This is a genomic window from Nocardioides baekrokdamisoli, from assembly GCF_003945325.1.
Lineage (GTDB): Bacteria > Actinomycetota > Actinomycetes > Propionibacteriales > Nocardioidaceae > Nocardioides > Nocardioides baekrokdamisoli.
In genome coordinates, this window is record NZ_AP019307.1 from 1889199 (window position 1) to 1914146 (window position 24948).

At 67.9% G+C, this 24948-nt stretch carries 17 protein-coding genes; 16 read left to right on the forward strand and 1 reads right to left on the reverse strand.

Features of this window, described 5'->3' with window-relative positions; all coding sequences use genetic code 11:
• The first annotated feature begins 34 nt into the window (after positions 1-34).
• The 13 genes from KCTC_RS09235 to KCTC_RS09295 all read left to right on the forward strand — a co-directional run bounded on the left by KCTC_RS09235 (position 35) and on the right by KCTC_RS09295 (position 20072).
• Positions 35-817: a COG4705 family protein gene (locus KCTC_RS09235; protein WP_197715170.1), complete on the forward strand. Its 783-nt coding sequence runs from the start codon at positions 35-37 to the stop codon at positions 815-817.
• Positions 818-853: 36 nt separating this feature from the next.
• Positions 854-1459, forward strand: coding sequence for a DedA family protein (locus tag KCTC_RS09240; protein ID WP_125568834.1), 606 nt, complete (start codon positions 854-856; stop codon positions 1457-1459).
• A gap of 30 nt (positions 1460-1489) precedes the next feature.
• Positions 1490-1894: a DUF805 domain-containing protein gene (locus KCTC_RS09245; protein ID WP_231998661.1), complete on the forward strand. Its 405-nt coding sequence runs from the start codon at positions 1490-1492 to the stop codon at positions 1892-1894.
• Between the two features lie 46 nt (positions 1895-1940).
• Positions 1941-5192 carry an exodeoxyribonuclease V subunit gamma gene (gene recC, locus KCTC_RS09250; RefSeq protein WP_125568837.1) on the forward strand — a complete coding sequence of 1084 codons (3252 nt, stop codon included), beginning with the start codon at positions 1941-1943 and terminating at the stop codon, positions 5190-5192.
• On the forward strand, positions 5189-8419 hold the full coding sequence (locus tag KCTC_RS09255) for a UvrD-helicase domain-containing protein (RefSeq protein ID WP_125568839.1): 3231 nt from the start codon (positions 5189-5191) through the stop codon (positions 8417-8419). Before recC ends, KCTC_RS09255 begins: the two co-directional genes overlap by 4 nt.
• A complete protein-coding gene (gene recD, locus KCTC_RS09260; protein WP_125568841.1) occupies positions 8412-10139 on the forward strand; it encodes an exodeoxyribonuclease V subunit alpha in 1728 nt (575 codons plus the stop codon). The genes KCTC_RS09255 and recD overlap by 8 nt, the downstream gene beginning before the upstream one ends.
• Before the next feature lie 43 nt (positions 10140-10182).
• The gene (locus tag KCTC_RS09265) at positions 10183-10791 is read left to right on the forward strand and encodes an ACT domain-containing protein (RefSeq protein ID WP_125568843.1); all 609 of its coding nucleotides are present in this window, start codon (positions 10183-10185) and stop codon (positions 10789-10791) included.
• 113 nt (positions 10792-10904) lie between these two features.
• The gene (locus tag KCTC_RS09270; RefSeq protein ID WP_125568845.1) at positions 10905-11870 is read left to right on the forward strand and encodes a 1,4-dihydroxy-2-naphthoyl-CoA synthase; all 966 of its coding nucleotides are present in this window, start codon (positions 10905-10907) and stop codon (positions 11868-11870) included.
• 482 nt (positions 11871-12352) lie between these two features.
• Positions 12353-14806 carry an Ig domain-containing protein gene (locus KCTC_RS09275; protein WP_125568847.1) on the forward strand — a complete coding sequence of 818 codons (2454 nt, stop codon included), beginning with the start codon at positions 12353-12355 and terminating at the stop codon, positions 14804-14806.
• 222 nt (positions 14807-15028) lie between these two features.
• Complete coding sequence (locus KCTC_RS09280; RefSeq protein ID WP_164512557.1) at positions 15029-16792, forward strand: RNA polymerase sigma factor; 1764 nt, start codon at positions 15029-15031, stop codon at positions 16790-16792.
• Positions 16793-16886: 94 nt separating this feature from the next.
• Positions 16887-18101: a fatty acid desaturase family protein gene (locus tag KCTC_RS09285; protein ID WP_125568853.1), complete on the forward strand. Its 1215-nt coding sequence runs from the start codon at positions 16887-16889 to the stop codon at positions 18099-18101.
• Positions 18102-18158: 57 nt separating this feature from the next.
• Positions 18159-18866, forward strand: a complete 708-nt coding sequence (locus tag KCTC_RS09290; protein ID WP_125568855.1) for a LolA-like protein — start codon at positions 18159-18161, stop codon at positions 18864-18866.
• A 60-nt stretch (positions 18867-18926) separates the two neighbouring features.
• Positions 18927-20072 (forward strand): acyl-CoA dehydrogenase family protein, encoded by a 1146-nt coding sequence (locus KCTC_RS09295; protein WP_125568857.1) that lies wholly within the window; start codon positions 18927-18929, stop codon positions 20070-20072.
• A 71-nt stretch (positions 20073-20143) separates the two neighbouring features.
• Here KCTC_RS09295 and KCTC_RS09300 read toward each other — a convergent pair whose 3' ends face one another.
• The gene (locus KCTC_RS09300) at positions 20144-21685 is read right to left on the reverse strand and encodes a M4 family metallopeptidase (RefSeq protein ID WP_231998662.1); all 1542 of its coding nucleotides are present in this window, start codon (positions 21683-21685) and stop codon (positions 20144-20146) included.
• Between the two features lie 210 nt (positions 21686-21895).
• Here KCTC_RS09300 and KCTC_RS09305 point away from each other — a divergent pair, with 210 nt between their 5' ends.
• The 3 genes from KCTC_RS09305 (at position 21896) to KCTC_RS09315 (ending at position 24935) form a co-directional block, all read left to right on the forward strand.
• Positions 21896-22615, forward strand: a complete 720-nt coding sequence (locus KCTC_RS09305) for a VIT1/CCC1 transporter family protein (protein ID WP_125568859.1) — start codon at positions 21896-21898, stop codon at positions 22613-22615.
• A gap of 116 nt (positions 22616-22731) precedes the next feature.
• Complete coding sequence (locus KCTC_RS09310; RefSeq protein WP_125568861.1) at positions 22732-24396, forward strand: fatty acid--CoA ligase; 1665 nt, start codon at positions 22732-22734, stop codon at positions 24394-24396.
• A 56-nt stretch (positions 24397-24452) separates the two neighbouring features.
• The gene (locus tag KCTC_RS09315) at positions 24453-24935 is read left to right on the forward strand and encodes a tRNA adenosine deaminase-associated protein (protein ID WP_125568864.1); all 483 of its coding nucleotides are present in this window, start codon (positions 24453-24455) and stop codon (positions 24933-24935) included.
• The last annotated feature ends 13 nt before the right edge of the window (positions 24936-24948 follow it).

Here is a 24948-nt window from a genome sequence, read left to right on the forward strand (position 1 = left end):
GGATTCAGACAGGTTGAGTACGTACCGTCGGCGCGTGCGCCAGTTCGTAGCCCCGAAGGTCCCCGCCGTCCTCCTGTTCTTCTGGGTGACGAAGCTGCTCACCACGGGGATCGGCGAGGCGGCCGCAGACTTCATGGCCAACGACAGCGTGGTCATCGCCGCGGGCATCGGTCTGATCGGGTTCGCCGCTGCGCTGCTGTGGCAGTTCCGGTCGAACACGTACCACCCGATCCGCTACTGGATCACGGTGCTCATGGTCGCAGTCTTCGGCACGATGGTGGCCGACGGTCCCCACAAGCTCCTCGGGACCCCGTACTGGCTGAACGCGCTCGGCTGTTTCGTGGCTCTCGTCGCTGTGTTCGCCATCTGGCACCGCTCCGAGGGCACCCTGTCGGTCCACTCGATCGTGACCGAACTCCGGGAGGCGTACTACTGGCTCGCGGTCCTGCTCACCTTCGGCCTCGGCACCGCGCTCGGCGACCTGACCGCGTCGACGTTCCACCTCGGGTACGGCGGGTCGATCCTGTTGTTCGCGGGAGCGATCCTGGTCCCGCTCGTCGCCTGGCGCGGCGGGGTGAACAGCGTGCTCTGCTTCTGGGCGGCGTACGTGCTGACCAGGCCGCTCGGTGCCAGCGTCGCCGACTGGCTCGGCAAGCCGGCCGCGAAGACCGGCCTCGGATGGGGCGACGGCACCGTGACGATCATCGGTCTGGTCCTGTTCGCTGGGCTGGTGGCGTACGCGGCGATCACCCACAGCGACGAGGATCATGAGGCTGCGGCGGCGCAGTACGCGGAGCTCGCGAACTCCGGGGCGTAGCCCCACGGCGTTGGTGTCAGGGTCCAGACTGGGGCCGTGACCCACCTGCTGGAGCGGCTGCTGAACGTGCCCGACTGGGTCGTTCTGACGGTGGTCTTCCTGCTCCCTGCGGCCGAGGCGGCGATCCTGCTCGGCATGTTCATTCCCGGCGAGATCGCGCTGATCCTCGGTGGTGTGGCCGCGTCGGTCGGGCACGTCTCGGTGCTCTGGGTCCTGGTCTGCGGTGTGCTCGGGGCGATCATCGGCGATTCGATCGGCTACTTCGTGGGGGAGCGCTGGGGTATTCAGTTGCTGCATTCCACGCTCGGGCGCAAGGTCCCTATCGAGAAGCTCGATGCGGCTCGCGCCTTCATCGCCAGGCGTGGCGGTCGCGCGGTCTTCATCGGACGGTTCACCGCGGCGCTCCGGGCCCTGGTGCCGGGCCTGGCGGGGATGTCCGGCGTCCCGTACCGGGTCTTCCTGCCGTGGAACATCGCCGGCGGTGCGGTGTGGGCGTGCGGATCGGTCGGGTTGGGGTACGCCGCCGGTACGAGTTGGGAGCTCGCCGCGCACTACGCCTCGATCTTCGGGGCGACTGTCCTCGGGCTGGTGGCGGTGGCAGTTGCGCTGACTTGGTGGCGCCACAAGCGGAGCCTTGGCTAGTGTGCAAGCATCCAAGCGAAAGGCTTTCCAGTGAGCTATCCCCCTCCTCCGCCCCTCCAGCCGATGTACTCGGCCGACTCCAGCGCGCTTCGTGGCGCGAGCTTCGGACAGGCAGTCCAGCGCTTCTGGACGAAGTACGCGACGTTCGACGGTCGGGCGAGCCGGTCGGAGTTCTGGTACTCCGTCCTGTTCGGTGTGCTCGTCAGCATTGTGTTTGATGTCCTGGAGTTGGCGAGCAACGCCTTCTATTTCCTCGCGATCATCTATGTTCTCGCAGCGCTCGTGCCGAACATCGCCATCGGTGCGCGCCGCCTCCACGACATCGGCAAGTCGGGCTGGTGGCAGTTGATCGCGCTCACGTGCGTCGGCATCATCGTCCTCATCGTCTGGTTCGCCACCGCCGAAAAGGCTGAGGGCGACAAGTACAACGTGTGACCCGGCACGCGCCGGATCTGTCGGAGGTCTCCGTTAGGTTCGGCGCGTGACCATCCACCTCCATCGCGCATCGCGGACGGATCAACTCGCCGAGGGTCTCGGCGAACTCCTCGCGACGCCGCTCGCGGATCCGTTTGCGACCGATGTGGTGGTCGTGCCGACCCACGGTGTGGAGCGGTGGCTCTCCCAGCGGTTGGCCGATCGGCTCGGCGTCTGCGCCGGGGTCGACTTCAAGACTCCGTGGTCGTTGTTCGCAGCACTGCGTGACGACGACGATCCCTGGTCTCCCGACGCGATCGTGTGGCCCCTTCTCGACGTCATCGACGAATCCCTGGGTGAGGACTGGGCCGCGCCGCTGGCCCATCACCTCGGGGAGGACCGCGAGGGTGAGGAGCGCGAGCTGCGCCGCGGTCGGCGGTTCGCGACTGCGCGTCGGCTGAGTCGCTTGTTCGGTGCGTACGCGACGCAGCGACCGAGCCTGATCGTCGACTGGGCCGCGGGGAAGGACACAGACGGGGCCGGGTCCGTACTACCCACGGATCTTGCCTGGCAGCCGCGATTGTGGCGGGCTCTGGCTGGACGGATGGAGGCGGTTCCGCCGCACGTACGCCAGGCGGAAGCAATCCGCCAACTGCGCGAGGAGCCCGGGGCGAGTGACCTTCCGCCGCGGCTGTCACTGTTCGGCCACACCCGGATGTCCGTGGTCGATGCCGAACTGGTCGGGGCCCTGGGCGTGCATCGCGACGTGCACCTCTGGCTGCCGCACCCCTCAGCGCCGATGTGGGAGTCACTGCAGGACCTGAGCGGGTCCGTCGCTCGTGCGGACGACCGATCGCATGAACGCCTGGGCCACCCGTTGTTGCGGTCGCTCGGCCGTGACGTCCGGGAGCTGCAGCGCACCGTCGGCCCGATCGCCGACGAGGTCTCGGTGTTGCCTGACCCGGCCGCGACGGACACGTTGCTCGGCTGGTTGCAGAGTGACCTCCGCGCGGATGCCGTGTCGACACCGCGGACCCTGACGGCCGACGACCGATCGGTCCAGATCCACGGCTGCCACGGGCCGGCTCGTCAGGTCGAGGTTCTCCGTGAGGTCCTGCTCGGACTTCTCGCCGACGATCCGACGCTCGAGCCGCGCGACATCGTGGTGATGTGCCCGGATGTGGAGGCGTACGCCCCGCTGATCCTGTCGGTCTTCGGCTCTGACGGCACCCACCCGGCAGGTCGACTGCGACTCAGCCTTGCCGACCGCGCCGCGGACCAGATCAACCCACTGCTGGACGTCCTGATGCGACTGGTCGACCTGGCCGACGGCAGGGCAGCCGCGGACGTGTTGCTCGACCTCGCTGCGGCGGCCCCTGTGCGGCGCCGGTTCGGCTGGGACGACAGCGATCTGGAAACGCTGGAGGCCTGGGTGCGCGAAGCCGGGATCCGCTGGGGATTCGACGTGGCCCACCGCGCCGAGTTCGGCCTCGGTGAGTTCGTGTCGAACACCTGGGAGTTCGGTCTGGACCGGCTCGCGCTGGGCGCAGCGATGTCCGCGGACTCGCGGGCGTGGGTCGACCGCACCCTGCCTCTCGACGCGGTCGGCAGTGCGGATCTGGAGACTGCCGGTCGGGTGATGGAATTCGTCGACCGGGTCCAGATGGCTGCGGACTCGCTTCGTGGTTACGGGACCGCCTCCGACTGGCGCGACTCACTCGAACGAGCTCTGGACGCGATCGCGTCACCCACCGACACCTGGCAGCGAGGCCATGTGCAGCGGACGCTGCGTGAGCGGCTTCCAGCAACGAGCGCCCATCTCCAGTTGGCGGATGTACGCGCGCTGCTCGCCGACGCCTTCGCCGGTCGACCGACCCGCTCGAGTTTCCGAACTGGGGCGATCACGGTCTGCACGATGGCTCCGATGCGGTCGGTGCCGCACCGCGTCGTCTGTGTCGTCGGCATCGACGACGGTGTGTTCCCCCGCGTCGGCATCACGGATGGCGACGACGTCCTGGCTCGGGCCCCACGGACCGGTGAGCGCGACGTCCGCAGCGAGGACCGTCAACTGCTGCTCGACGCGGTGATGGCGGCGACTCAGACCCTGGTGATCACGTACACGGGCGCCGACGTCCACTCGGGTCAGACCCGTCCGCCGTCCGTCCCCCTCGGTGAACTGCTCGACGCTCTCGATGACACGGCCACGGCGGCCGGCGGCCGAGCGAGCGAGGTTGTCACTCGGCACCATCCGTTGCAGCCGCATGACGCGCGCAATTTCGCCTCGACCGCGCCCTTCAGCTTCGACCGGGTGGCCCTGGCGGCGGCACAGGCAAGCGTGGGCGTACGCACGCGCCACCTCAAGCCGGTGGATGACCAGCTGCCGGCGGAGACGGGCGACATCAACCTTGCGGATCTCGTCGCCTTCTTCGGAGGCCCGACGAGGGCGTACTTCAAGCAGCGTCTCGAGGTCACCCTGCCGCGGGACGAGGAGCCCCTCGACGTGGCCATCCCGATCGAGGCCGTCGGTCTGGATGAGTGGTCGATCGGCGACTGCGTGCTGCGCGATCTGCTGAGCGGTGCGTCGATCGAGGACGTACGCCAGCGGGAGTGGCGCCGGGGCGCGCTCCCACCGGGTCGACTCGGTTGGCGGCGGCTGACTGAGATCATCGAGAACGCCCTGCCCGTCGCCCGCGGGATCGTCGGGCACCGCCAGTCCGAGCCCCGGGTGGTCGATGTCGATGTCGATCTCGGGGCCGGTCGTCGGTTGCGCGGAAGCGTGGCGGATCTGTACGGCCACCGCATCGCGGCCGCGTCGTACTCACGTCTCAATGGCAAGGCTCGTCTGCAGTCCTGGGTCCGCCTCCTGGCTCTGACTGCCGCCGATCCCGATCACGCGTGGGCCTCCGTCACCGTCGGACGGGGTCGGGGCGGCACCGCGGAGATGTCCCAGTTCGGCCACCTCGACCACCGCGCCGACGAGTGGCTGCGCGAGCTGATTGCGGTGTTCGACGCGGGCAGGCGACAGCCGATCCCGCTGCCGTTGAAGAGTTCGTACGCCTATGCCGAGCAGCGACACAGTCGCCGGTCGGTCGAGGATGCCATCAAGCGCGCCGACACGTACTGGTACGCAGACCAGAAGTTCAACCGCCCGGGCGAGCGGGACGAGCCGGTGGCCGTGGCTGCGTGGGGCCACGGTGCCACGCTGCTCGACTTCGGTCCACCGCTGCCGGGTGAGGAGTTCCCCGGCGAGACCACGCGGTTCGGGGCCCTCGCGATGCGGGTCTGGAGCCCGCTCTTCGCGGCGGAGGTCGGCCGATGAAGACCTTCGACATCTGCGGTCCGCTGCCGACGGGGACGACGCTGCTCGAGGCCAGCGCCGGCACCGGGAAGACGTACACGATCGGCGCGTTGGTCACGAGATACGTCGCTGAAGGCGCAGCGCGCCTGGACCAGATTCTCGTCATCACCTTCAGTCGCGCCGCGAGCCAGGAGCTTCGTGAACGGGTCCGGCAGCATCTCGCTGAGGCGGACCGTGCGTTCGAGCGCGGCGCGTCGACCGACGCGCTGCATCAGTTGCTTCTGGACGGCAACGCGGGGACCGTCGAGGAGCGTCACCAGCGCGTACGCGACGCCCTCGCGAATTTCGACGCCGCGACCATCGCCACCACGCATCAGTTCTGTGAGCTGGTCAGACGCTCGCTCGGTGTCGCGGGCGACAGCGACACGTCTGCCCGGTTCGTCGAGTCGCTGGCGGACCTGACTCAGGAGGTCGTTGACGACCTCTACCTCAAGACGTTCGGCGGGCATGACACCGCCGACTTCAATGTGTCCGTCGCTCGACAGGTCGCCAGGGCCGCCGTCGAGGACCCGCATGCTGAATTGGCCGATGCCGACCCGAAGTCGGTCGTCGGGGTCGCTCGAGTGGAGTTCGCCCGCCAGGTTCGTGCGGAGCTCTCGCTGCGCAAACGCAGGGGCGGGTTGTTGTCGTACGACGACATGCTGAGTCAGGTGCGCGATGCGCTGGCAGTGGCAGATTCGCCGGCCGCACAGCGGATGCGTGAGCGCTGGAGGATCGTGCTCGTCGACGAGTTCCAGGACACCGATCCGGTGCAGTGGGACGTCCTCGACCTCGGGTTCCGTGGCCATTCGACGCTGGTGCTCATCGGTGACCCGAAGCAGGCCATCTACGGGTTCCGCGGCGGGGATGTCGTCACGTACCTGCGGGCTGCGGAGACGACATCGGAACAACACGCGCTGGGTAAGAACTGGCGCTCCGACCCCGGGCTGATCGCTCGGCTCAACGACTTCCTGTCGCCGGCGGAGCTCGGTGACCAGCGCATCGCGGTGCACCCCGTCCAGGCGGCGCACGCCGGACCAAGGTTGGAGGGCGCGCCCCGTCCCGAGCCACTTCGACTGCGCCAGGTGGGACGGGGGAAGCTGCCGCGGTCCAACGGAGGCTCGATCCTGGCTGCCGCTGCGCGACAGTTCGTGGCGACCGACTGCGCTGCCGACATCGCTGAGCTGCTGACCTCCACGGCCACGTGGGACGGGCGCAAGATCGCGCCCGGTGATGTGGCGGTGCTCGTCGCCAAACGCACCGAGGGCGCCCTGATCCAGGAAGCTCTGCGCGACCGAGGCATTCCTGCCGTCTTCGCAGGCGGCGACGACGTCTTCTCCTCCGAAGCCGGGGATGACTGGCTGACGCTGCTGAAGGCGATGGAGTCGCCGCAGCGTGGTCCGTTGGTCCGCGCCGCAGCGCTCGGACCGTTCTTCAACGTGCCGGCGAGCGAGGTCGCTCAGGACCCCGAAGGAGTGGCCGCGCGTGCGGCCGATGCCCTGCGTAGCTGGGCTGCGCTGATGCGTACGCGCGGGATCGCCGGCGTCATGGAGGCCGCAGAGGAAGCAGGCCTCGGTGCCCGGACCCTCGCCAGGGTCGACGGCGACCGCTTGATCACCGACCTGCGACACCTGGGCGAGTCACTCCATCATGCGGCGACGGTCCGGCGTCTGGGACTGACGGCGCTCATCCACTGGTTCAGCGACGAACGCTCCGCCGACCGCAAGGAACGTCCGAGGCGGCTCGAGTCCGACGCACAGGCGGTCCAGATCATGACGCTGTTCGCCAGCAAGGGGCTGGAGTTCCCGGTTGTCCACGTCCCGTTCGCGTTCGACTTCTACCGGATGCCGACCTCGGCGGTGAGGTTCCACGACGCGGCGGGCCTCCGTCGCATTGACGTCAGTGGCTCGGGAAGCACATGGAACGCCAACAAGGCACAGGCCGAGGTCGAGGAGGACGGTGAGGAGCTGCGCAAGCTTTACGTCGCCCTCACCCGTGCCCAGTCGCAGGTGGTGATGTGGTGGGCGCCGAGCAACAACGCGAAGTCGGCCTCCCTCCACCGGCTGCTGTTCGGGCGGATGCCCGGAAGTGGCGACGTGCTGCGCGAGGTCCCGGTCGGGCAGGACCAGGATGCGGCGGCACGTTTTGCGAAGATGACGGAGGTCGGCTGGCTGTCTGCCGAGGCGGCGGTCCCAGCGGCTGCCGGACCGTTCAAGACGCTCGCGGAGACCCCCGAGCTGTCGGCCCGCCGGTTCAACCGGACCCTCGACACGGTGTGGCGCAGGACCTCGTACTCCGGGCTCGTGCGCGCGGCTGAGGAGGCTGGTCCGGCCGTGAGTTCGGAGCCTGCAGCCGACCTGATGGCCGACGAGCCTGACGAACTCGCTGACGAGACGCCCGTCAACCCCGACGACCTGGCTCCGATCGGCCGGCTGCCGAGGGGAGCGACGTTTGGTTCGTTGGTGCACGCGGTCCTGGAGCATGCGGATCCTCAGGCCGAGGACCTGCTCACAGAGCTGGCGGCCCATGCCGCGGAGCAGTTGCGTTGGTGGCCGGTCGATGTGACCCCGGACCAGCTGGCCGAGGCTCTGCTGCCGGTCTACGACACTGATCTGGGTCCGGTGGCCGAGGGGTTGACCCTGCGCGAGGTCGGGTTCGGTGACCGGCTCCGGGAACTCGACTTTGAGTTCCCGCTCGCGGGTGGCGACAGACCGATCGCAGCTGAGGAGGTACGCCTCCGAGATCTCGCCTCGGTGCTGCGCGAGCACCTGGCGGCGGACGATCCGATGCGGGCGTACGCCGATGTCCTGGAGACCACGCTTCTCGGTGAACAGGCGCTCCGCGGGTATCTCAGCGGCTCGATCGACGTCGTGTTGCGGTTGCCCTCGGGCCGGTTCGTGATCGCTGACTACAAGACGAACTTCCTCGGCACCGGCCTACCGGAGGAGTACGAGCCACAGCGCCTCGCCGAGGCGATGCTGCACTCGCACTACCCGCTGCAGGCGATGCTCTACTCGGTCGTCCTGCACAGGTATCTGTCACTGCGACTCCCGGGGTACGTGCCGCAGACCCATCTCGGAGGGGTCCAGTACTACTACCTCCGCGGCATGACCGGCGTCGATGCGACCGGCGGCGTCTTCAGTTGGACTCCGTCCGCCGCACTCGTGACGGCCCTTTCCGACACGCTGGGAGGTGGCGCCCATGCTTGAGCGGTGGCAGTCCGATGATGCGTACGACGTCCGTCGAGCCCAGCGCGCTGATGGGCCCCTGGCCGCGTTCAACGCCGCCGGCATCCTGACCTCCGCGGACGTCCACATCGCCCGCCGCATCTGTGACATCGTCCGCGAGACGGACCCCGATGTCCTGCTCGCGCTCGCGTTGACGGTCCGGTCGGTGCGGCACGGGTCGGTCTGTCTCCGCCTGGACGAGTTGGACCGCGACCCCGACCTTCCATGGCCCGAGCTCGACGGTTGGACCGCGAAGGTGGCCGGCTCAGCGATCGTCGGCTCGGGTGCGGTGACTGTTGTCGACGGTGCGATCTATCTGGAGCGGTTCCACCGGGAGGAGACGCAGGTCCGCGACGATCTGTGGAGACGCCTCGATGCTCCGCCGCCGGTCGTCGGTGACCTCACCGCTGCAGCCGAGCGGCTGTTCCCAGTCGGCTACGACGAGCAGCGTGCGGCCGCGATGGCTGCGGCCGGCCAATGGACCACAGTTCTCACGGGCGGGCCGGGCACCGGCAAGACGACGACCGTCGCTGGCCTGCTCGCCCTGTTGCTCAGTGACAACCCCGAGCTGCGGATCGGGCTGGCGGCGCCGACGGGCAAGGCGGCCGCTCGCCTTCAGGAGTCCATCGACCAGGCGCGTACGCGGCTCGCCCCCGAGGACGCAGCCCGCATCGAAGGGCTCACCGCGAGCACCCTGCACCGGCTCCTCGGCCGCGAGCCCGGCCACACGACCCGCTTCCGGCACCATCGGAAGAACACGCTGCCCCACGACGTGGTCGTCGTCGACGAGACGTCGATGGTGTCCTTGTCGATGATGGCGAGCCTGATCGGTGCGGTGCGTACCGATGCCCGATTGATCCTGGTCGGCGACCCGGCCCAGTTGGCCTCCGTCGAGGCCGGTGCCGTGCTGGCGGATCTGGTCGAGGGATTGGAAGTACGCGCGCCGGGTGCCGTCGCCGCACTCACCACGACCCACCGTTTCGGCGGCGAGATCGGTGCATTGGCGGATGCGGTACGCCGCGGCGACGTGGACGCAGCCATGGACGTCCTGCGCTCCGGGACGAACGTGCGTCTGCTGGACTCGGACGCACGGACCACGGTCGCGTCGGTCCGTCGGGACCTGACCCGGCATGCGTTGTCCGTCCGCCGGGATGCGTTGACGGGCGACGCGTCAGCGACGGCGGCGGTGGCCGACGAGCACCGGCTTCTCTGCGCACATCGCGACGGCCCGTACGGCGCTGCCCACTGGAACCGTCAGGTCGAGCGCTGGCTGGCTGAGGAGACCGGAGAGCCGATCGGATCCGGCTGGGGGCGTGAGTGGTACGCGGGCCGCCCGGTCCTGGTCACGACCAACGATTACGGTCTCGGCCTGTTCAACGGGGACACCGGCGTCGTCGTCGCCCGCGACGATGCGCTGGCCGTACGGGTCGGCGAGCGGGAGTTCGCGCCGAGCCGCCTGATGGATGTCGAGACGGTTCACGCGATGACGGTGCACAAGAGCCAGGGCGGACAAGCCAGTCGGATCACCGTCCTGCTGCCCGATGTGGAGTCCCCGCTGCTCACCCGCGAGTTGCTCTACACCGCCATCACTCGCGCCGAGGAGAGCGTCACGATCGTGGCTCCGGCGGGGGCGGTTGAGGCCGCGATCACCAGGCCAGTCCGCCGGGCCAGCGGTCTGGCCCAGAGGCTGGGTGCCCGCTGAGACCTTCGACCGGCCGTAACAATCGAGGGCTAAGGTCGAGATCGTGCCGTACCTGCTTCGCGTTGAGTTGCCCGACGTCCCCGGTTCCCTGGGTCGTCTCGCGACCGCGATCGGTGAGGCCGGCGGCGACATCGAGGCCATCGAGATCGTCGAGAAGGGTCACGGCGGCACCGCAGTCGACGACGTGCTTCTGGAGACGGCGACCGGCGTCATGCCCGACTCCGTCGTCTCGGCCTGCAACGCGCTCGACGGCGTACGCGTCATCTGGATCAGCCGGTACGCGGCGGGCGGCAACCTGTTCCTCGATCTCGAAGCCGTGGAGACGATCACCGAGAGCCCGTACGACGCCCTGAACCGGCTCGTCGAGGTGCTGCCGGTGACCTTCCGTTCGGACTGGGCCATCCGGGTCCAGCGCAGCCACGGCATCGTGTCGAGGACTGACGGCGCGCCGGAGACCCTGGAGTTCCCGGAGGTCGAGCGCGCCGAGCGCCTTCCCGAACTGGACGACGCGCTACGCGCCGCGGTACGCGTCGACGGCAACGAGGTGGTCATCATCGGCCGTCGTGGCGGTCCGGAATTCCTTGACAGCGAGCTGGCTCGGTTGAGTCACCTGGTCTCCCTCGCCTCCTCCATCGCCGGCTCGACGGTCTGACGGCGCGTCCGCTTCGTCGCTCCTCGCTCGACGGCCCGCAAAGGCCGCCTTCGCTCGGGCTTCTGGCGGCCGCGCGCGTCAGACCATCGAGCATTCACCGATAACGTGGCCGCATGAGCGCGCTCCCGTACGTCAGTGACACGTTCGACCCCGAGGTCTGGCAGGACGTCCCCGGTTTCGAGGATCTGACCGACCTCACGTACCACCGCGCGAAGGCACACGGCACCGTCCGGATCGCCTTCGACCGCCCCGATGTGCTCAACGCGTTCCGTCCGCACACCGTCGACGAACTGCTCCGCGTCCTCGATCACGCGCGGATGAGCGCGGACGTCGGCTGTGTCCTGCTCACCGGCAACGGCCCGAGCCCGAAGAACGGCAAGCACTCGTTCTGCACCGGCGGTGACCAGCGCATCCGGGGCCGCGCCGGCTACCAGTACGAGGCCGACACCACAGCGGCGAGCGACGCGACGTACGACGCCGCGAAGACGGGCGCCGAAGAGCCGAGCGTCATCGACAAGGCGAAGCTCAGCCGCCTGCACATCCTGGAGTGCCAGCGGATCATCCGGTTCATGCCGAAGGTCGTCGTCTGCGTGGTCCCGGGTTGGGCGGCCGGTGGCGGCCACTCGCTGCACGTCGTCAGCGACCTCACGCTGGCCAGCCTCGAGCACGCTCGCTTCAAGCAGACCGATGCCGACGTCGGCTCCTTTGACGGCGGGTACGGCTCGGCCTACCTCGCCCGCCAGGTGGGGCAGAAGTTCGCGCGCGAGATCTTCTTCCTCGCTGATGAATACAGCGCTGAGGACGGCATGCGGATGGGTACGGTCAACAAGGCCGTGCCACACGCCGAGCTCGAGGCGACGGCGCTGGAGTGGGGTCGCAAGATCAACGGCAAGAGCCCGACCGCCCAGCGGATGCTCAAGTACTCCTTCAATCTGCTCGATGACGGTCTCGTCGGCCAGCAGCTGTTCGCCGGTGAGACCACCCGGCTGGCGTACATGACCGATGAGGCGCAGGAGGGCCGCGACCAGTTCCTGGAGAAGCGCGAGCCCGACTGGAGCCCGTACCCCTGGTACTACTGAGCTTCCGACGCGCCTCTGGCGCGCAGAGCCGGGGACTCGCGTAGGCCGAAATGCCTAGCCGACACCCTTGGACGGCTGATGCGTCGCCGGTCGGCTCCCCGCTGGAATGTCACCCGGAGCAGCCTCCTGCCCTCCCGCAGGAGGCCGCTCCGCACTCTCCTCGGTCCGCGCTCTCCCCTGCTCGGACAGTCCGTACTGACGCACGTCCTTCCGCGTCGCCGTCGGCAGTAACGGCATCGGAAATTCATCGGAATCCGTTTCGGAAAACGCTGTAATCGTGGCCTGGATCACACGTCTAAGAGGTAGCCGAACCTCGTTCGCGAGGCCGGCTGGGGCGGGGGAGGCTGCCTTTCTTGGTGCTGTTGGCGACCTGTGTCGACAACAGAGGTAGATCGCAACGACGTGCGCGGAGGTCCCGCACACGCGTGAACTCTCGGAGGGAGAATTCGATGCTACTGAGCACAACTTCCCGCGCTCGACGCATGGCCGGCCTTGCCGGCATCGCCGCGCTCGCCACTGGCGCCGTCATGGTGCCCGTCGCCCCGGTCGCCGCGGCTACGCATGGTCACGGATCGTCGCAGGGGTCCGGTGCCATTCCGCCTGAGGAAGGCACCTACCACCACTCGCACTCGACCGTGCGCCACTACACCACCAAGAACCCCGCTGCCCCCCAGGCCGGCGCTGTCGGCACCACTGCAGGCAAGACGCTCTCCTGGCAGGGAGGCAGCAACATCAACGGCCAGGCGGCACAGGGCGTCACCAGCAGCACTCCGAAGGTCTATCTCGTCTACTGGGGCAACCAGTGGGGTACGCAGGGCACCAATGCTGCGGGCAACGTCACGATGTCCAACGACTACGCCGGCGGCGCACCGGTCGCGGAGGCTCTGTTCAAGGGCCTGGGCACCGGTGGCGAGAAGTGGTCGGGCGTGCTGACCCAGTACTGCGATGGCACCTCGGTCGCTGTCGGTGCGACGTCGTGTCCGGCTGCTGCCCCGCACGTCGGCTATCCGACCGGTGGCGCGCTGGCAGGAGTCTGGTACGACAACTCCGCTGCTGAGCCTGTCCCCGCATCGGGCGATCAGCTCAGCAACGAGGCCCTTGCCGCGGCTGCGCACTTCGGCAACACCACCGCAGCCTCCAACCGCTACGCCCAATACATCATCCTGTCGGCTCCGGGCACGGACCCGGACAGCTACAAGGCCGGGAACTCCGGGTGTGCGTGGCACACCGCCGCGTGGTCGAGCACCATGCAGACGCAGGTCGCGTTCACCAACCAGCCGTACAACATGGACACCAACTTCTGCGGCAAGAACTTCCTGACCGCAGGGTCCGGCGGCACCCTCGACGGCTACACGATGACCATGGGTCATGAGTACGCCGAGACCGTCACCGATCAGTACCCGAGCTCGGGGTGGGTCAACACCCAGGCCACCGACGGTGGTGAGAACGGTGACGACTGTGCGTGGTCGGGCTCCTCTGCGTACGTGCAGATGAGCACCGGCTCCTTCGCAATGCAGCCGACCTGGTCGAACGACACGAACGCGTGCGACATCTCGCACGTGATCGTCGGTGGCCAGCAGGCGAACACCGTGACGGTGACCAACCCCGGATCCCAGACCGGCACCGTCGGCACGGCCAAGAGCCTTCAGATCGCTGCGAACGACTCCGGCGGCGCGGCGATGACGTACGCAGCCACCGGCCTTCCGGCTGGCTTGTCGATCAACGCGAACACCGGCCTGATCTCGGGTACGCCGACCACGTCCGGCACCTCGAACGTCACGGTCACGGCCACGGACACCACCGGCGTCTCCGGGTCCACGTCCTTCGCGTTCACCGTCAACCCGGTGGCGCCGCAGGGCAACACGGTCACGGTGACCAACCCCGGCAACCAGACCGCCACGGTCGGCACCGGCAAGAGCGTGCAGATCCACGCAACGGACAGCTCCTCGAGCGCGACGCTGACGTACTCGGCCACCGGTCTTCCGGCTGGCCTGTCGATCAACGCGAACACGGGCCTGATCTCGGGTACGCCCTCAGCGGCGGGTACCTCGAGCACGACCGTGAAGGCCACCGACAACACCGGCGTCTCGAGTTCGGCCACGTTCTCCTGGTCGGTCAGCCCGAAGGCGGCCAACACCGTCGCGGTCACCAACCCGGGCAACCAGACGGGCACCGTGGGCACCGCCGCAAACCTTCAGATGCACGGCACGGACAGCGCCAGCGCAGCGCTGACGTACTCGGCGATCGGCCTGCCGGCTGGCCTGTCGATCAACGCCAGCACGGGTCTGATCTCGGGTACGCCGACGGCTGCAGCGACCACGACGGTCACCGTCAAGGCCACTGACAGCACCGGTGCCTCGGGCTCGGCGCCGTTCACCTGGACGGTCAACCCGAAGCCGAGCGGCAGCTGCACCTCGGCGCAGTTGTTCGCCAACCCGGGCTTCGAGTCGGGCTCCGCGAACTGGGCGGCGACCTTCGGTGTGATCAACAGCGACAACTGGATGTCCCGTTCCGGGAACGGTTACGCGTGGCTTGACGGCTACAGCTCGGCCGGGACCGACACGCTGAGCCAGAAGGTCACCATCCCGGCCGGTTGCAAGGCAACGCTGAGCTACTGGGCGTACATCTACACCGACCAGACCAGCGCCTCCGCGATCGACACCATGTCGGTCACCGTCAACGGCACCAAGGTGCAGACGTTGTCGAACGCCAACGCGAGCAACGACTACGTCCAGCACACCATCGATCTGTCGGCGTATGCCGGCCAGACCGTCACGGTGCAGTGGACGGGTGTCCAGGTCGGATCGACGTCCACGTCGTTCCTGATCGACGACACGGCGCTGAACGTGGCTCCGTCGGCGGCGAGCACGGTGGCGCGGCCGGCGAACGTCAGTGGCTCGTTCGCCAGCTGGTTCGGCTCGGTCTTCGGTATCTGATCGAGGCAAGCGGAACTGACCTCCCACAGAGGCCAAGCTGCGGCAGGACCGTCATCTCGGGCGGCGGTCCTGCCGCACAGGCATGTGTGGCAGGGCATCAGTAGTCAAGATGGGTAGTACGGAGATCGGCGAACGCATCTGTTGTCGAAGGAGCCGCGCATGGCAGGCTCGCAGGGCAATTCGGGTGCAACGGGGGTGATACGAGACGTGGACGAACCATCGATGGTGGACCCCCAAGCGACCCCGGTCGGCGCAGGTTCTGTAAGGGACCGTGACGCCGGACTGCTCGAGGCAGCGCAACGGGGTGATTCATGCGCCTTCGGCGAGCTCTGGACCCTGTACGAATCCACCGCTCGGCAGGTCGCCTCGGCCGTCACGGCGTCAGACCTGGTGGACGACGTGGTCGCCGAGGCGTTCGCGCGGGTGCTGACCCGGATGCGACGCGGCCATCAGATCGACCACTTTCGTGCGTACCTGTTGCAGGTGGTCCGCAGTGTTGCTGTCGACCACTACCGCGCGGTCGGGTCGAAGGTCGTCCCGATCGGCGGTGGGGACGAGTTCGAGCCGCTCACCCAACCATGGCTCCCGCCGGAGCCGGCTGACGGCACGTACGCACGCAGCGCCTATCTCGACTTGTGCAAGTCCGATCGCGAGATCATCCGGATCACGGTCCTGGAAGGGGCTCGGCCTGCCGAGGTGGCCCAGGCGCTGGGCGTGACTGCCGGCGCGGCCGCGGTGAGAGCCTTCCGGGCGCGCGAACGCCTGAGGGAACGGTGGCTCGTCGCGCACGCGCGGGCTGCGGAATCAGTGGAGTGTGCTCGCCAGCGAGCCCGCCTGGGCGCGTACAGCCGCGGGAATCTGGGGACCGCCCGAGTGATCGTGCTCGAGCGGCACCTTGCGTGCTGCGACTCCTGCGCGGCTGCGCTGGATGAGGTCACCTGGGTCAACCGCACTCTGCGCGCGTCGGTGACGCTGCCGGTGGCCGCAGTTCTGGCCGGCGGGAGCCTGGCCCCGAAGGCACTGTTCGGGTCGTTGGCCCATGCCTTCGCGCGGCATTCGGCTGTGCCGTTCGCGACGCGCCCGTTGCGGATCGTGTCGCGCCACGGGTGGGCTCATGCCGCCAGCGGCGGGTGGCTCGTACCGGCGGCGATTGTCGTCACCCCAGCGATGATCGGCGCACTGGTTCTGCCGGTTGCTCCGACGCGAACCGAGTCACAGTCCTCCGCAGCGGTCCAGCCTGTTGCGGTCAGGCCGAAGGTCATGGCACATCGGACTCCCGCGGTCGTGCCGCCTGCCCCTACGCACAAGTCCGTGCCCGCGTCGGCGCCGACTGAGGTGCCGACAGTGCGACCCGTGCCGGTGCGGCCCTCCTCGCCGGCGGTGGTGATTCCCGCTCGTCCGACGCCGCGTCCGACTCCGACGGCGACGCCGACAACGGGGCCGAATCTCGTCGCTCAACGGCGCTTCAACAACCCGTACGTCTCGAACAACGTGGCCACCTTCTGCTCTCCGACCACTGCCGTGACGACGTGCGACGGCACCTCCCTCGCGGGCTGGTCGGTGTCCGGCGACTCGGTCGACCTCAATGCGGCCTTCTACGTGCCGGCGCCGCCGGGCGACCCCGCGGGTACGCAGTGCGTGGACCTGATCGGTCAGGACCAGAACGAGAGCGGACACGACGGTCTGGCACAGACCTTCGCGACGGTTCCCGGCGGGACGTACATGGTGAAGTTCGCGATGGCGCCGGACCCGCGCGCCAACGTGCCGACGTCCTCGGCCTCCATCCGGGTGGCCGGGACCGATGTCGCCAACCTCACGTTCGACAACACGTCGGCGAGTACGGCCAGTTCGCAGGCCATGGGCTGGACGACCAAGGTCTATCGGGTCGTGGCGACCTCGTCGTCCACCACCGTGGAGATCTTCGCGACGAATGCGGGCGACGGCGGTCCGGAACTCACCGACGTAACCTTCCAACGAGTCGGCTGACGTCGCAGAAACTGTCCTTCGCGAACAATTTCGTGAGGATCGATTCACTCCTGAGGCACATGCGTTATCTCGGCTGAGCGCGCACGCTGGACACATGACCGCGATTCAGAAGTTGGCCGACAACCCGATCGCCCACCTCACCCCTCAGGACATTCAGGCGATCGGTGAGGAACTGGACGCGATCCGCCAGTCGGTCATCGACACCCGCGGTGAGCGCGACTCGGCGTACATCCGCCGGGTCATCAAGACCCAGCGCTACCTCGAGATCGGCTCGCGGGCGGTCCTGCTCGCCAGCGTGTTCCCGCCGGCGTTCGTCGCCGGCACCGTCGGTCTCACGATCTCCAAGATTCTCGACAACATGGAGATCGGCCACAACATCATGCATGGCCAGTGGGACTGGATGCGTGACCCGAAGATCCACTCGACGACCTGGGAGTGGGACAACGCCACCCCGTCGGACCAGTGGAAGCACAGCCACAACGAGCTGCACCACACGTACACGAACGTGCTCGGCAAGGACAACGACCTCGGGTACTCGATCATGCGGGTCGACGAGGACCAGCGCTGGCACCCGTTCTTCCTCGCGCAGCCGTTCTGGAACGCGCTCAACGCGTTGATCTTCGAGTACGGCATCGCCGCGTACGACCTCGAACTCGGCAAGAACCTGCCGATCCCGAAGCACAAGCGCAGCCAGGAGTTCAAGACCGCCGCCGCGGGCGTACGCCGCAAGATCCGCGGCCAGGTGATGAAGGACTACGTCATCCACCCGCTCCTCGCCCTTCCGTTCGGCGGAGCGCTCCCGACGCTGGCCGCCAACGCGATCGCCAATGTCGGCCGCAACCTGTGGACCCACTCCGTGATCATGTGCGGGCACTTCCCCGAGGGCGTCGCAGTGTTCGAGAAGGCCAGCATCGAGGGCGAGACCAAGGCCGAGTGGTACCTGCGTCAGATGCTCGGCTCGGCCAACATCACCGGCGGCAACGCCTTCCATATGATGACCGGCAACCTGAGCTTCCAGATCGAGCACCACGTCTTCCCGGACCTGCCGTCCAACCGCTACAAGGAAGTCGCGCCGCAGGTGCAGGCCGTGTTCGAGAAGTACGGCCTGCCGTACGTCACCGGTCCGTTCCACAAGCAGCTCGGCAGCGCCTGGAAGAAGGTCGTACGGCTCTCGCTGCCGAACGGCTTCCTGGCCTCGACGACGACCAAGAACGCCCCGAAGCGGGTGGCGCAGCTCTACAAGATGTCGACCGGTGGCGGGAAGGTACGCCGCGAGATCGGCGCCCAGATCGAGGCCGAGGCAGCCTGATCCGCCGTTCCTGATCACCACGTCCGCCCCGTTGACGGCCGTGGCAGGATCGCCCGCATGCGCAATGCCCTCGGTGCTCTGGCGGCCGTCGTCCTCATCGGAGTGGCCGCCTGCGGCAGCAACCCGACCGACTCGTACAAGAAGACGGACCCGGCGACGATCGCGGCCGATGCGCTCACTGCGCTCAAGGCCACCACGGGCATCCACCTGGCTGGCACGGTCCAGTTGGGCAGCGAGACGATGACCGTCGACCTGACCTCGGACCTGTCCGGTGGTGTCACCGGCACGGTGGTCCTTGCGGGGTCGACGTTGCAGATCCTCGGCACTGGTGGGCCCAGGCGCACGGTCTACATCAAGGCCGGGACGGACTTCTGGGGGAAGATTGCGCCGGCATCCAGCGCACAGCTCGCCGGGAAGTGGGTCCAGAACGTGACCCTGCTGCCGGACGTCATCAAGCAGCTCACGCTGCCGAATCTGATGGCGAATGAAGCCAAGTACCCCTGGGAGTCGGCGAAGCCGCAGCTGCTGGGCATCGGGAACGTCAACGGCACCGCGTCGGTGCAGATCACCGTCACCGACAGAGCCAGCACGAACGGCGCACAGGAGACCTTGGACGTCTCCGCTTCGGTGCCGCACCGTGTGCTCCGGGAGTCGGAGGGAACGGCGTTCAGCCTCACCTTTGATCGCTTTGATGCCACCGTCAGCGCTCCTGCACCCGCAGCGGCCGACGTGGTCGACCTGGTGAAGGTGCTCGCGAAGAAGTAGCCGACCACGTGGTTACTGGTGGGTAGGCCGTCGCGCTCAGGCCGCCCTACACTGAGCGCCATGAAGCGCGAGATCTACAACGAGGACCACGAGGACTTCCGCAGCGCGGTGCGCTCGTGGCTCGAGCGGGACGTGATCCCCAACAGCGAGCAGTACATCAAGGACAAGGCGCTGCCGCGCGAGTTCTGGCTCAAGGCCGGCGAGAACGGCTTCCTCGGCCTGGCGATTCCCGAGGAGTACGGCGGCGCTGGCGCTGACGACTTCCGGTTCAACGCGGTCCTGGCGGAGGAGCTGGCCAAGGTCAACGCGGCCCTGCCCACCTGTGTCGGCATCCACTCCGACATCACGGCCCCGTACCTCGTCGAGCTCGGCACCGAGGAGCAGAAGCAGAAGTATCTGCCGAAGGTTGCCTCCGGGGAGTGCCTGCTCGCGATCGGCATGACCGAGCCGTCTGGTGGCTCGGACCTGGCCGCGCTCAAGACCACGGCCGTACGCGACGGCGATGAGTGGGTCATCAACGGCTCGAAGACCTTCATCACCAACGGGTACTCCTGCGACCTGGTGATCACTGCGGTGCGTACGGCTCCGGAGCTCGGGCCGAAGGGCATCACGCTGTTCGCGATCCCGGCCGACGCCCCGGGCTTCTCGCGCGGGCGCAAGCTCGACAAGGTCGGCATGGAGGAGTCAGACACCGCCGAACTCTTCTTCGAGAACGTACGCCTGACCGACGCCGACATCGTCGGCGAACTCAACAAGGGCTTCATCCACATGATGGTGAAGCTCGCCCAGGAGCGCATTGCGTGCGCCGTGGCGAACACCGCCCACGCGAAGCAGATCCTCGAAGAGACGATCAAGTACGCGCACGACCGTCAGGCGTTCGGTCAGTCGATCGGCAAGTTCCAGCACCTGAAGTTCTGGATGGCCGAGCTGGTCACCCAGATCGAGGTCTGTGAGGCGTACATGGACAAGTGCGTCGAGGCGCACACCAAGAAGGAACTCACCGCGGTCGACGCGGCGAAGGCCAAGTGGTGGTCGTCGCAGGCGCAGGGCGAGGTCCTGGACGCGTGTGTCCAGATCCACGGTGGCTACGGCTTCATGAACGAGTACCGCGTGGCCCGCGCCTGGCGCGACGCCCGCGTGACGAAGATCTGGGCCGGCTCCAATGAGATCATGAAGGAACTGATCGGCCGAGAGCTCGGCTTCTGACACCTGTGTGAGGAAGGCCCGCCCCACGGGGCGGGCCTTCCTCATTCCCGGGGTTGCTCAGAGGTGCGAGCTCAGCATGTCGGCTCTCCGTGCTGGGTCTTGACGGAGACGGCATCCCATGCGGCTTTCACGGTCGCGTATGCGCTGCAGCCGTAGAGGTTCTTGGCCGCCGTCAGCGTCCAGATCCGGTAGCGGGGGTAGCTCGCCCCGGTGGTCTTCTGGAGCATCGCGTTGTACATGATCGTGATCGCCTTCTGGATGCCCAGTCCGTGCACGGTCCCGCGGTTGCAGGTCGGGCTGGCCGGTTGACCGTCACGCGGTGAACTGCCTTCGGCCACGAGGTAGAACCAGTGGTTCCCCGGTCCTGCGGCGGCGTGGACCTCGGTCGAACTGGTCTTCGACGAATAGCAGTCACCGTCGCCGGCCAGCGAGGGGTGGTACATGTAACGGATCGGTCCCTTGCCGATCACGTTGACCTTCTCCCCGACCGTGAAGTCAGGCGTGTCGTACGGCGATGACTCGTGGGCAAACCACTCCGCCGCGGCGCCGAACGTGTCGGCGACGAACTCCTGGGTGCCGCCTCCGGAGATGCCGCCCGGGGTCGTGTCATCGATCCCGTGCCCGAACTCGTGCGCGACGACGTCGATCGAGCTGAGCCAACGCTTCCCGGTCGATGAATGTCCGATCGCGACGCGGCTGCCGTCGTAATAGGCGTTGACGTCATCGAGCCCGACCTGGACCGGCACCCATCCGCCCGCGCCGTTCATGCCGTTGCGGCCGAGCCACTTCGTGAGCATCGCGCGAAGGGTCTGAGCGGCGAAGAGGGCGTCGACGCAACCAGTCTCCCGATTCGTCGGATCACCGTTCCCCCACGTGTCGTCCGGCCCCGTGAACGTGGCCCTGCCGGTGAAGTCCTGGCATCGGAGCGACGTCGCACCGGGCGTCGTCAGGGAGAAGGCTGCGTGCGACTGGACCGTGTCGAGATGGACCGGACTGGGGCCGTTCACGGCGGCCCGACCCTCACCGGCCAGCATGTGTTCCCGTGTCGCCAGTACATGCGCCGTCTGCGCGTCGACGTACACGGTGAGGCGCGACGGCCGACCGTCTCGCGTGCCGCGTACCGACTGCTCCCACGCCAGGCGCGGCGTGGCGATCCCGTCGGCGAAGACCACCAGTCGACCGAGGCCGTCGGCCACGGGAATGCGTACCCTGCCCGCTGCGACCTGCGCGGCGCGCGTACGGCTGACGGCGGGTGTCGTCGATGCCACCGCGACCTGCCGCCGCGCGACCGATGTGCCCACGACGTGCCCGGTGCCCTTGAGCATCACGACGAAATCTCCACCGATGACCGGGAGGTTCCGGTACGCGCGCCGATAAGGCACGTACGTCACGCCGTGCGAGCTCTGGAGCCGCTCCTGGGTCACTGAGACACCCGGAGCCGTCAGACCGGCGCCGCCGCCGGCGACGAAGCCGGCTGCGGTGCGGGCGGCAGCTGTCGAGTCGGACGTCGGACTGGTCGCCTCGGCGCTGACTCCAGGGCTGAGGGATGCCATGGCGAGGGTCGTGGTGAGAGTGAGCAGGGCGGCCGTTCGGCCGCCGGTGATGCGGTGCACAGGAACTCCAGGCTTCGATTCGTGGGACAGGGGAGTCCATTGCAGGCCGCGCTTCGGGATCCGGCCCCACGGACTGGCGCGCCCTGTGGACAACCGTGTCCAGGTCCGCAGCTGTGGGCAGGACGTGGATGGATGGACGCGGTCCGGCCTCCCGCTAAGCCCAGCCTCGCCTTCGTTGCAACGCCTCCCCGGACCCGGAAAACTGGACCCATGACGTCTGACGTGATCGACCTGTCCCAGCACGAGCACGGCGACGTCGAGGGCCTGAGCAACAAGCTCAACTGGCTGCGCGCGGGCGTACTCGGTGCCAATGACGGCATCGTCTCGGTCGCTGGCATCGTGATGGGCGTCGCAGGTGCGACCAGCAACAACACCGAGATCCTGATCGCCGGGATTGCCGCACTGGTCGCTGGCGCACTGTCGATGGCGGCTGGCGAGTACGTGTCGGTCTCGACCCAACGTGACGCCGAGTTGGCCCTCTTGGAACACGAGCGCCACGACCTGGCGAACATGCCGGAGGAGGAGCTGCGCCACCTCGCCCAGATGCTCGAGGAGAAGGGCCTGAACGCGGAGACGGCGATGCAGGCTGCGATCCAGATCCACGAGAAGGACGCCCTGCGGGTGCATGCGGAGTTCGAGTTCGGCATCGACATCGACGATGTGACCAAACCGTGGGGTGCGGCGATCGCGTCAATGAGCGCGTTCGCGGTCGGCGGTCTGCTGCCGGCGCTGACGATCCTGCTGCCGGAGCCGGAGCGGTTCTACATCACCGCGATCACGGTCGCCGTGGCCCTCGCTCTGACCGGCTACGTCTCGGCCAAACTCAGCCGTGCCAGCACGACCCGCGCGATCTTGCGCAACGTGGTGGGGGGGGTTTTCGCCATGGGCGTGACGCTTCTGGTCGGTCACCTGGTCGGCACCGCCGTCTGATTTCGGCGCTGACTGCGTTCTCGTCGACTCGCGGTGCCACCGCACCGCTTCGCTCCTCGGCCTTGCCAGGCGCCGAAATCCTTGTGCGTCGGAGCCACCCATGCGAAGTTGTGCGGGTGCGTTCGACGATGCAGACCCCGCCGCTCCTGATCAGCCAGCTCCTCCGCCACGGTTCGACCGTGCACGGTGCCAGCGAAGTCGTCACCTACACCGGTGACGGCGTCCGCAAGCAGACGTACGCCGAGGTCGGCCTGGACGCTGCCCGGCTGGCCCATGCCCTCAAGGGCCTGGGTGTGAGCGGTGACGATCGTGTCGGCACGTTCATGTGGAACAACGCCGAGCACCTGATCGCGTACCTCGCGATCCCGTCCATGGGCGCGGTCCTGCACGCCTGGAACATCCGGCTCTTCCCGGAGCAGCTCGCGTACGTCGCCAACCACGGCGGGGCGAAGGTGGTCATCCTCGACAACACCCTGGCCCCGCTGGCGGCTCCGTTGTTCCAGCATCTGCCGAAGATCGAGCACATCGTCGTCAGTGGCCCGATCGCCGACGAGACCCGCGATGCGCTCGCCGCCAGCGGCAAGCAGGTGCACGACTGGTCCGCGCTGCTCGACGGCCAGCCGACCGAGTACGCGTGGCCCGAGGACATCGACGAGAACGACGCGGCTGGCCTCTGCTACACCTCGGGTACGACCGGCAACCCCAAGGGCGTCGCGTACTCACACCGCAGCAACTGGTTGCACGCCATGGGGGCGGCGACCTGCGTCGGTTACAGCTCCAAGGACCGGGTGCTGGCCGTCGTACCGCTGTTCCACGCGAACGCCTGGGGCCTGCCGTACGTCTCCTTCTTCCTGGGCTTCTCGCTCCTCATGCCTGACCGGTTCCTGCAGGGAGAGCATCTACTGCCGTTCATCCAGATGGAGCAGGCGACGTTCGGCGCGGGCGTCCCGACGATCTGGAACGACATGCTCCGCAAGGCGGACGAGGGGACGTACGACCTCTCGTCGGTCAAGGGCTTCCTCATCGGTGGCGCCGCGGTGCCACCGGCGCTGCTGCACGGATTCTGGGACCGCCACGGGATCGACATCATCCAGGGCTGGGGGATGACCGAGACCTCGCCGCTCGCATCGACCGCCGTCGAGCCGCTCGGGATCGAGCGTGACCACCCCGACTACTACGACTACCGGCTCTCGCAGGGTCGGATCGCCGGAGGCGTCCAGCTGCGGCTCGTCGACGTCGACGGCAAGGTCGTGCCCTGGGACGGCGAGAGTGTCGGCGAGATCGAACTCAAAGGTCCGTGGATCACCGGCTCGTACCTGGCGATGGGTGGTGAGTCCGACGCCGAGATCGCCGACATGGCCTCGAAGTTCGACGACGGCTGGTTGCGTACGGGCGACGTCGGGACCGTCAACGAACGCGGCTACATCCACCTGACCGACCGTGCCAAGGACGTCATCAAGTCCGGCGGCGAGTGGATCAGTTCCGTCGAGCTCGAGAACGAGATCATGGGGCACCCGGATGTCATCGAGGCTGCCGTCATCGGTGTCCCGGACGCGCGCTGGGACGAGCGTCCGCTGGCCTGCTACGTGCTGTCCGAGGGTGCCACCGCGACGCCTGCCGTCCTGCGCGACTTCATCGCCACCAAGGTTGCGAAGTGGCAGCTGCCCGAGCGCTGGGCGCAGATCCCCGAGGTGCCGAAGACGAGCGTCGGCAAGTTCGACAAGAAGGTGCTGCGCCAGCAGTACGCCGACGGGGATCTCGATGTCATCACGCTCGCCTGAACGCGGCGCCGACAACAGGGGTTGGACAGGGCGACAACCTCTGTCACGCTTGACCCATGTCTGAGCAGTCTGGCGACATCGACTTCGCCCTCGCCGCGTACCGCGAAGAGGGTGTCTGGACGCTTGCCGAACTGGCCCAGGACGCAGTCGTCGACCTGGACACCCTCGCTCACGCGCTGCGCCGCTTCCCCGGTGACGGTGGCGCGATCGGCCTGATCGGTGTGGACGAGGACTTCTTCGTCATCGCCCGTGTCGCCGGCGCGAACGTACGCGTCCTCCTCTCGGACGTGACCGCCGCGGAGGAGTGGGAGCTGGCGGACTCGATCGTGGAGTTCCTCGGCCTGCCCGACCCCGAGGACGACGACGAGTCCGAGCCGGCCGGTGACCTCGCCATCTTCGCGGACGCCGGTCTGTCGGCGATGGATCTGGGCATCATGCTCGACGACAATCTCTACCCCGACGAGGCCATCTCGGAGATCGCCGGCCGCCTCGGTTTCGGCACGCTCTTCGACAGTGCCATCGGCCTGACGAACGCGTGAACCACGCGTCTGC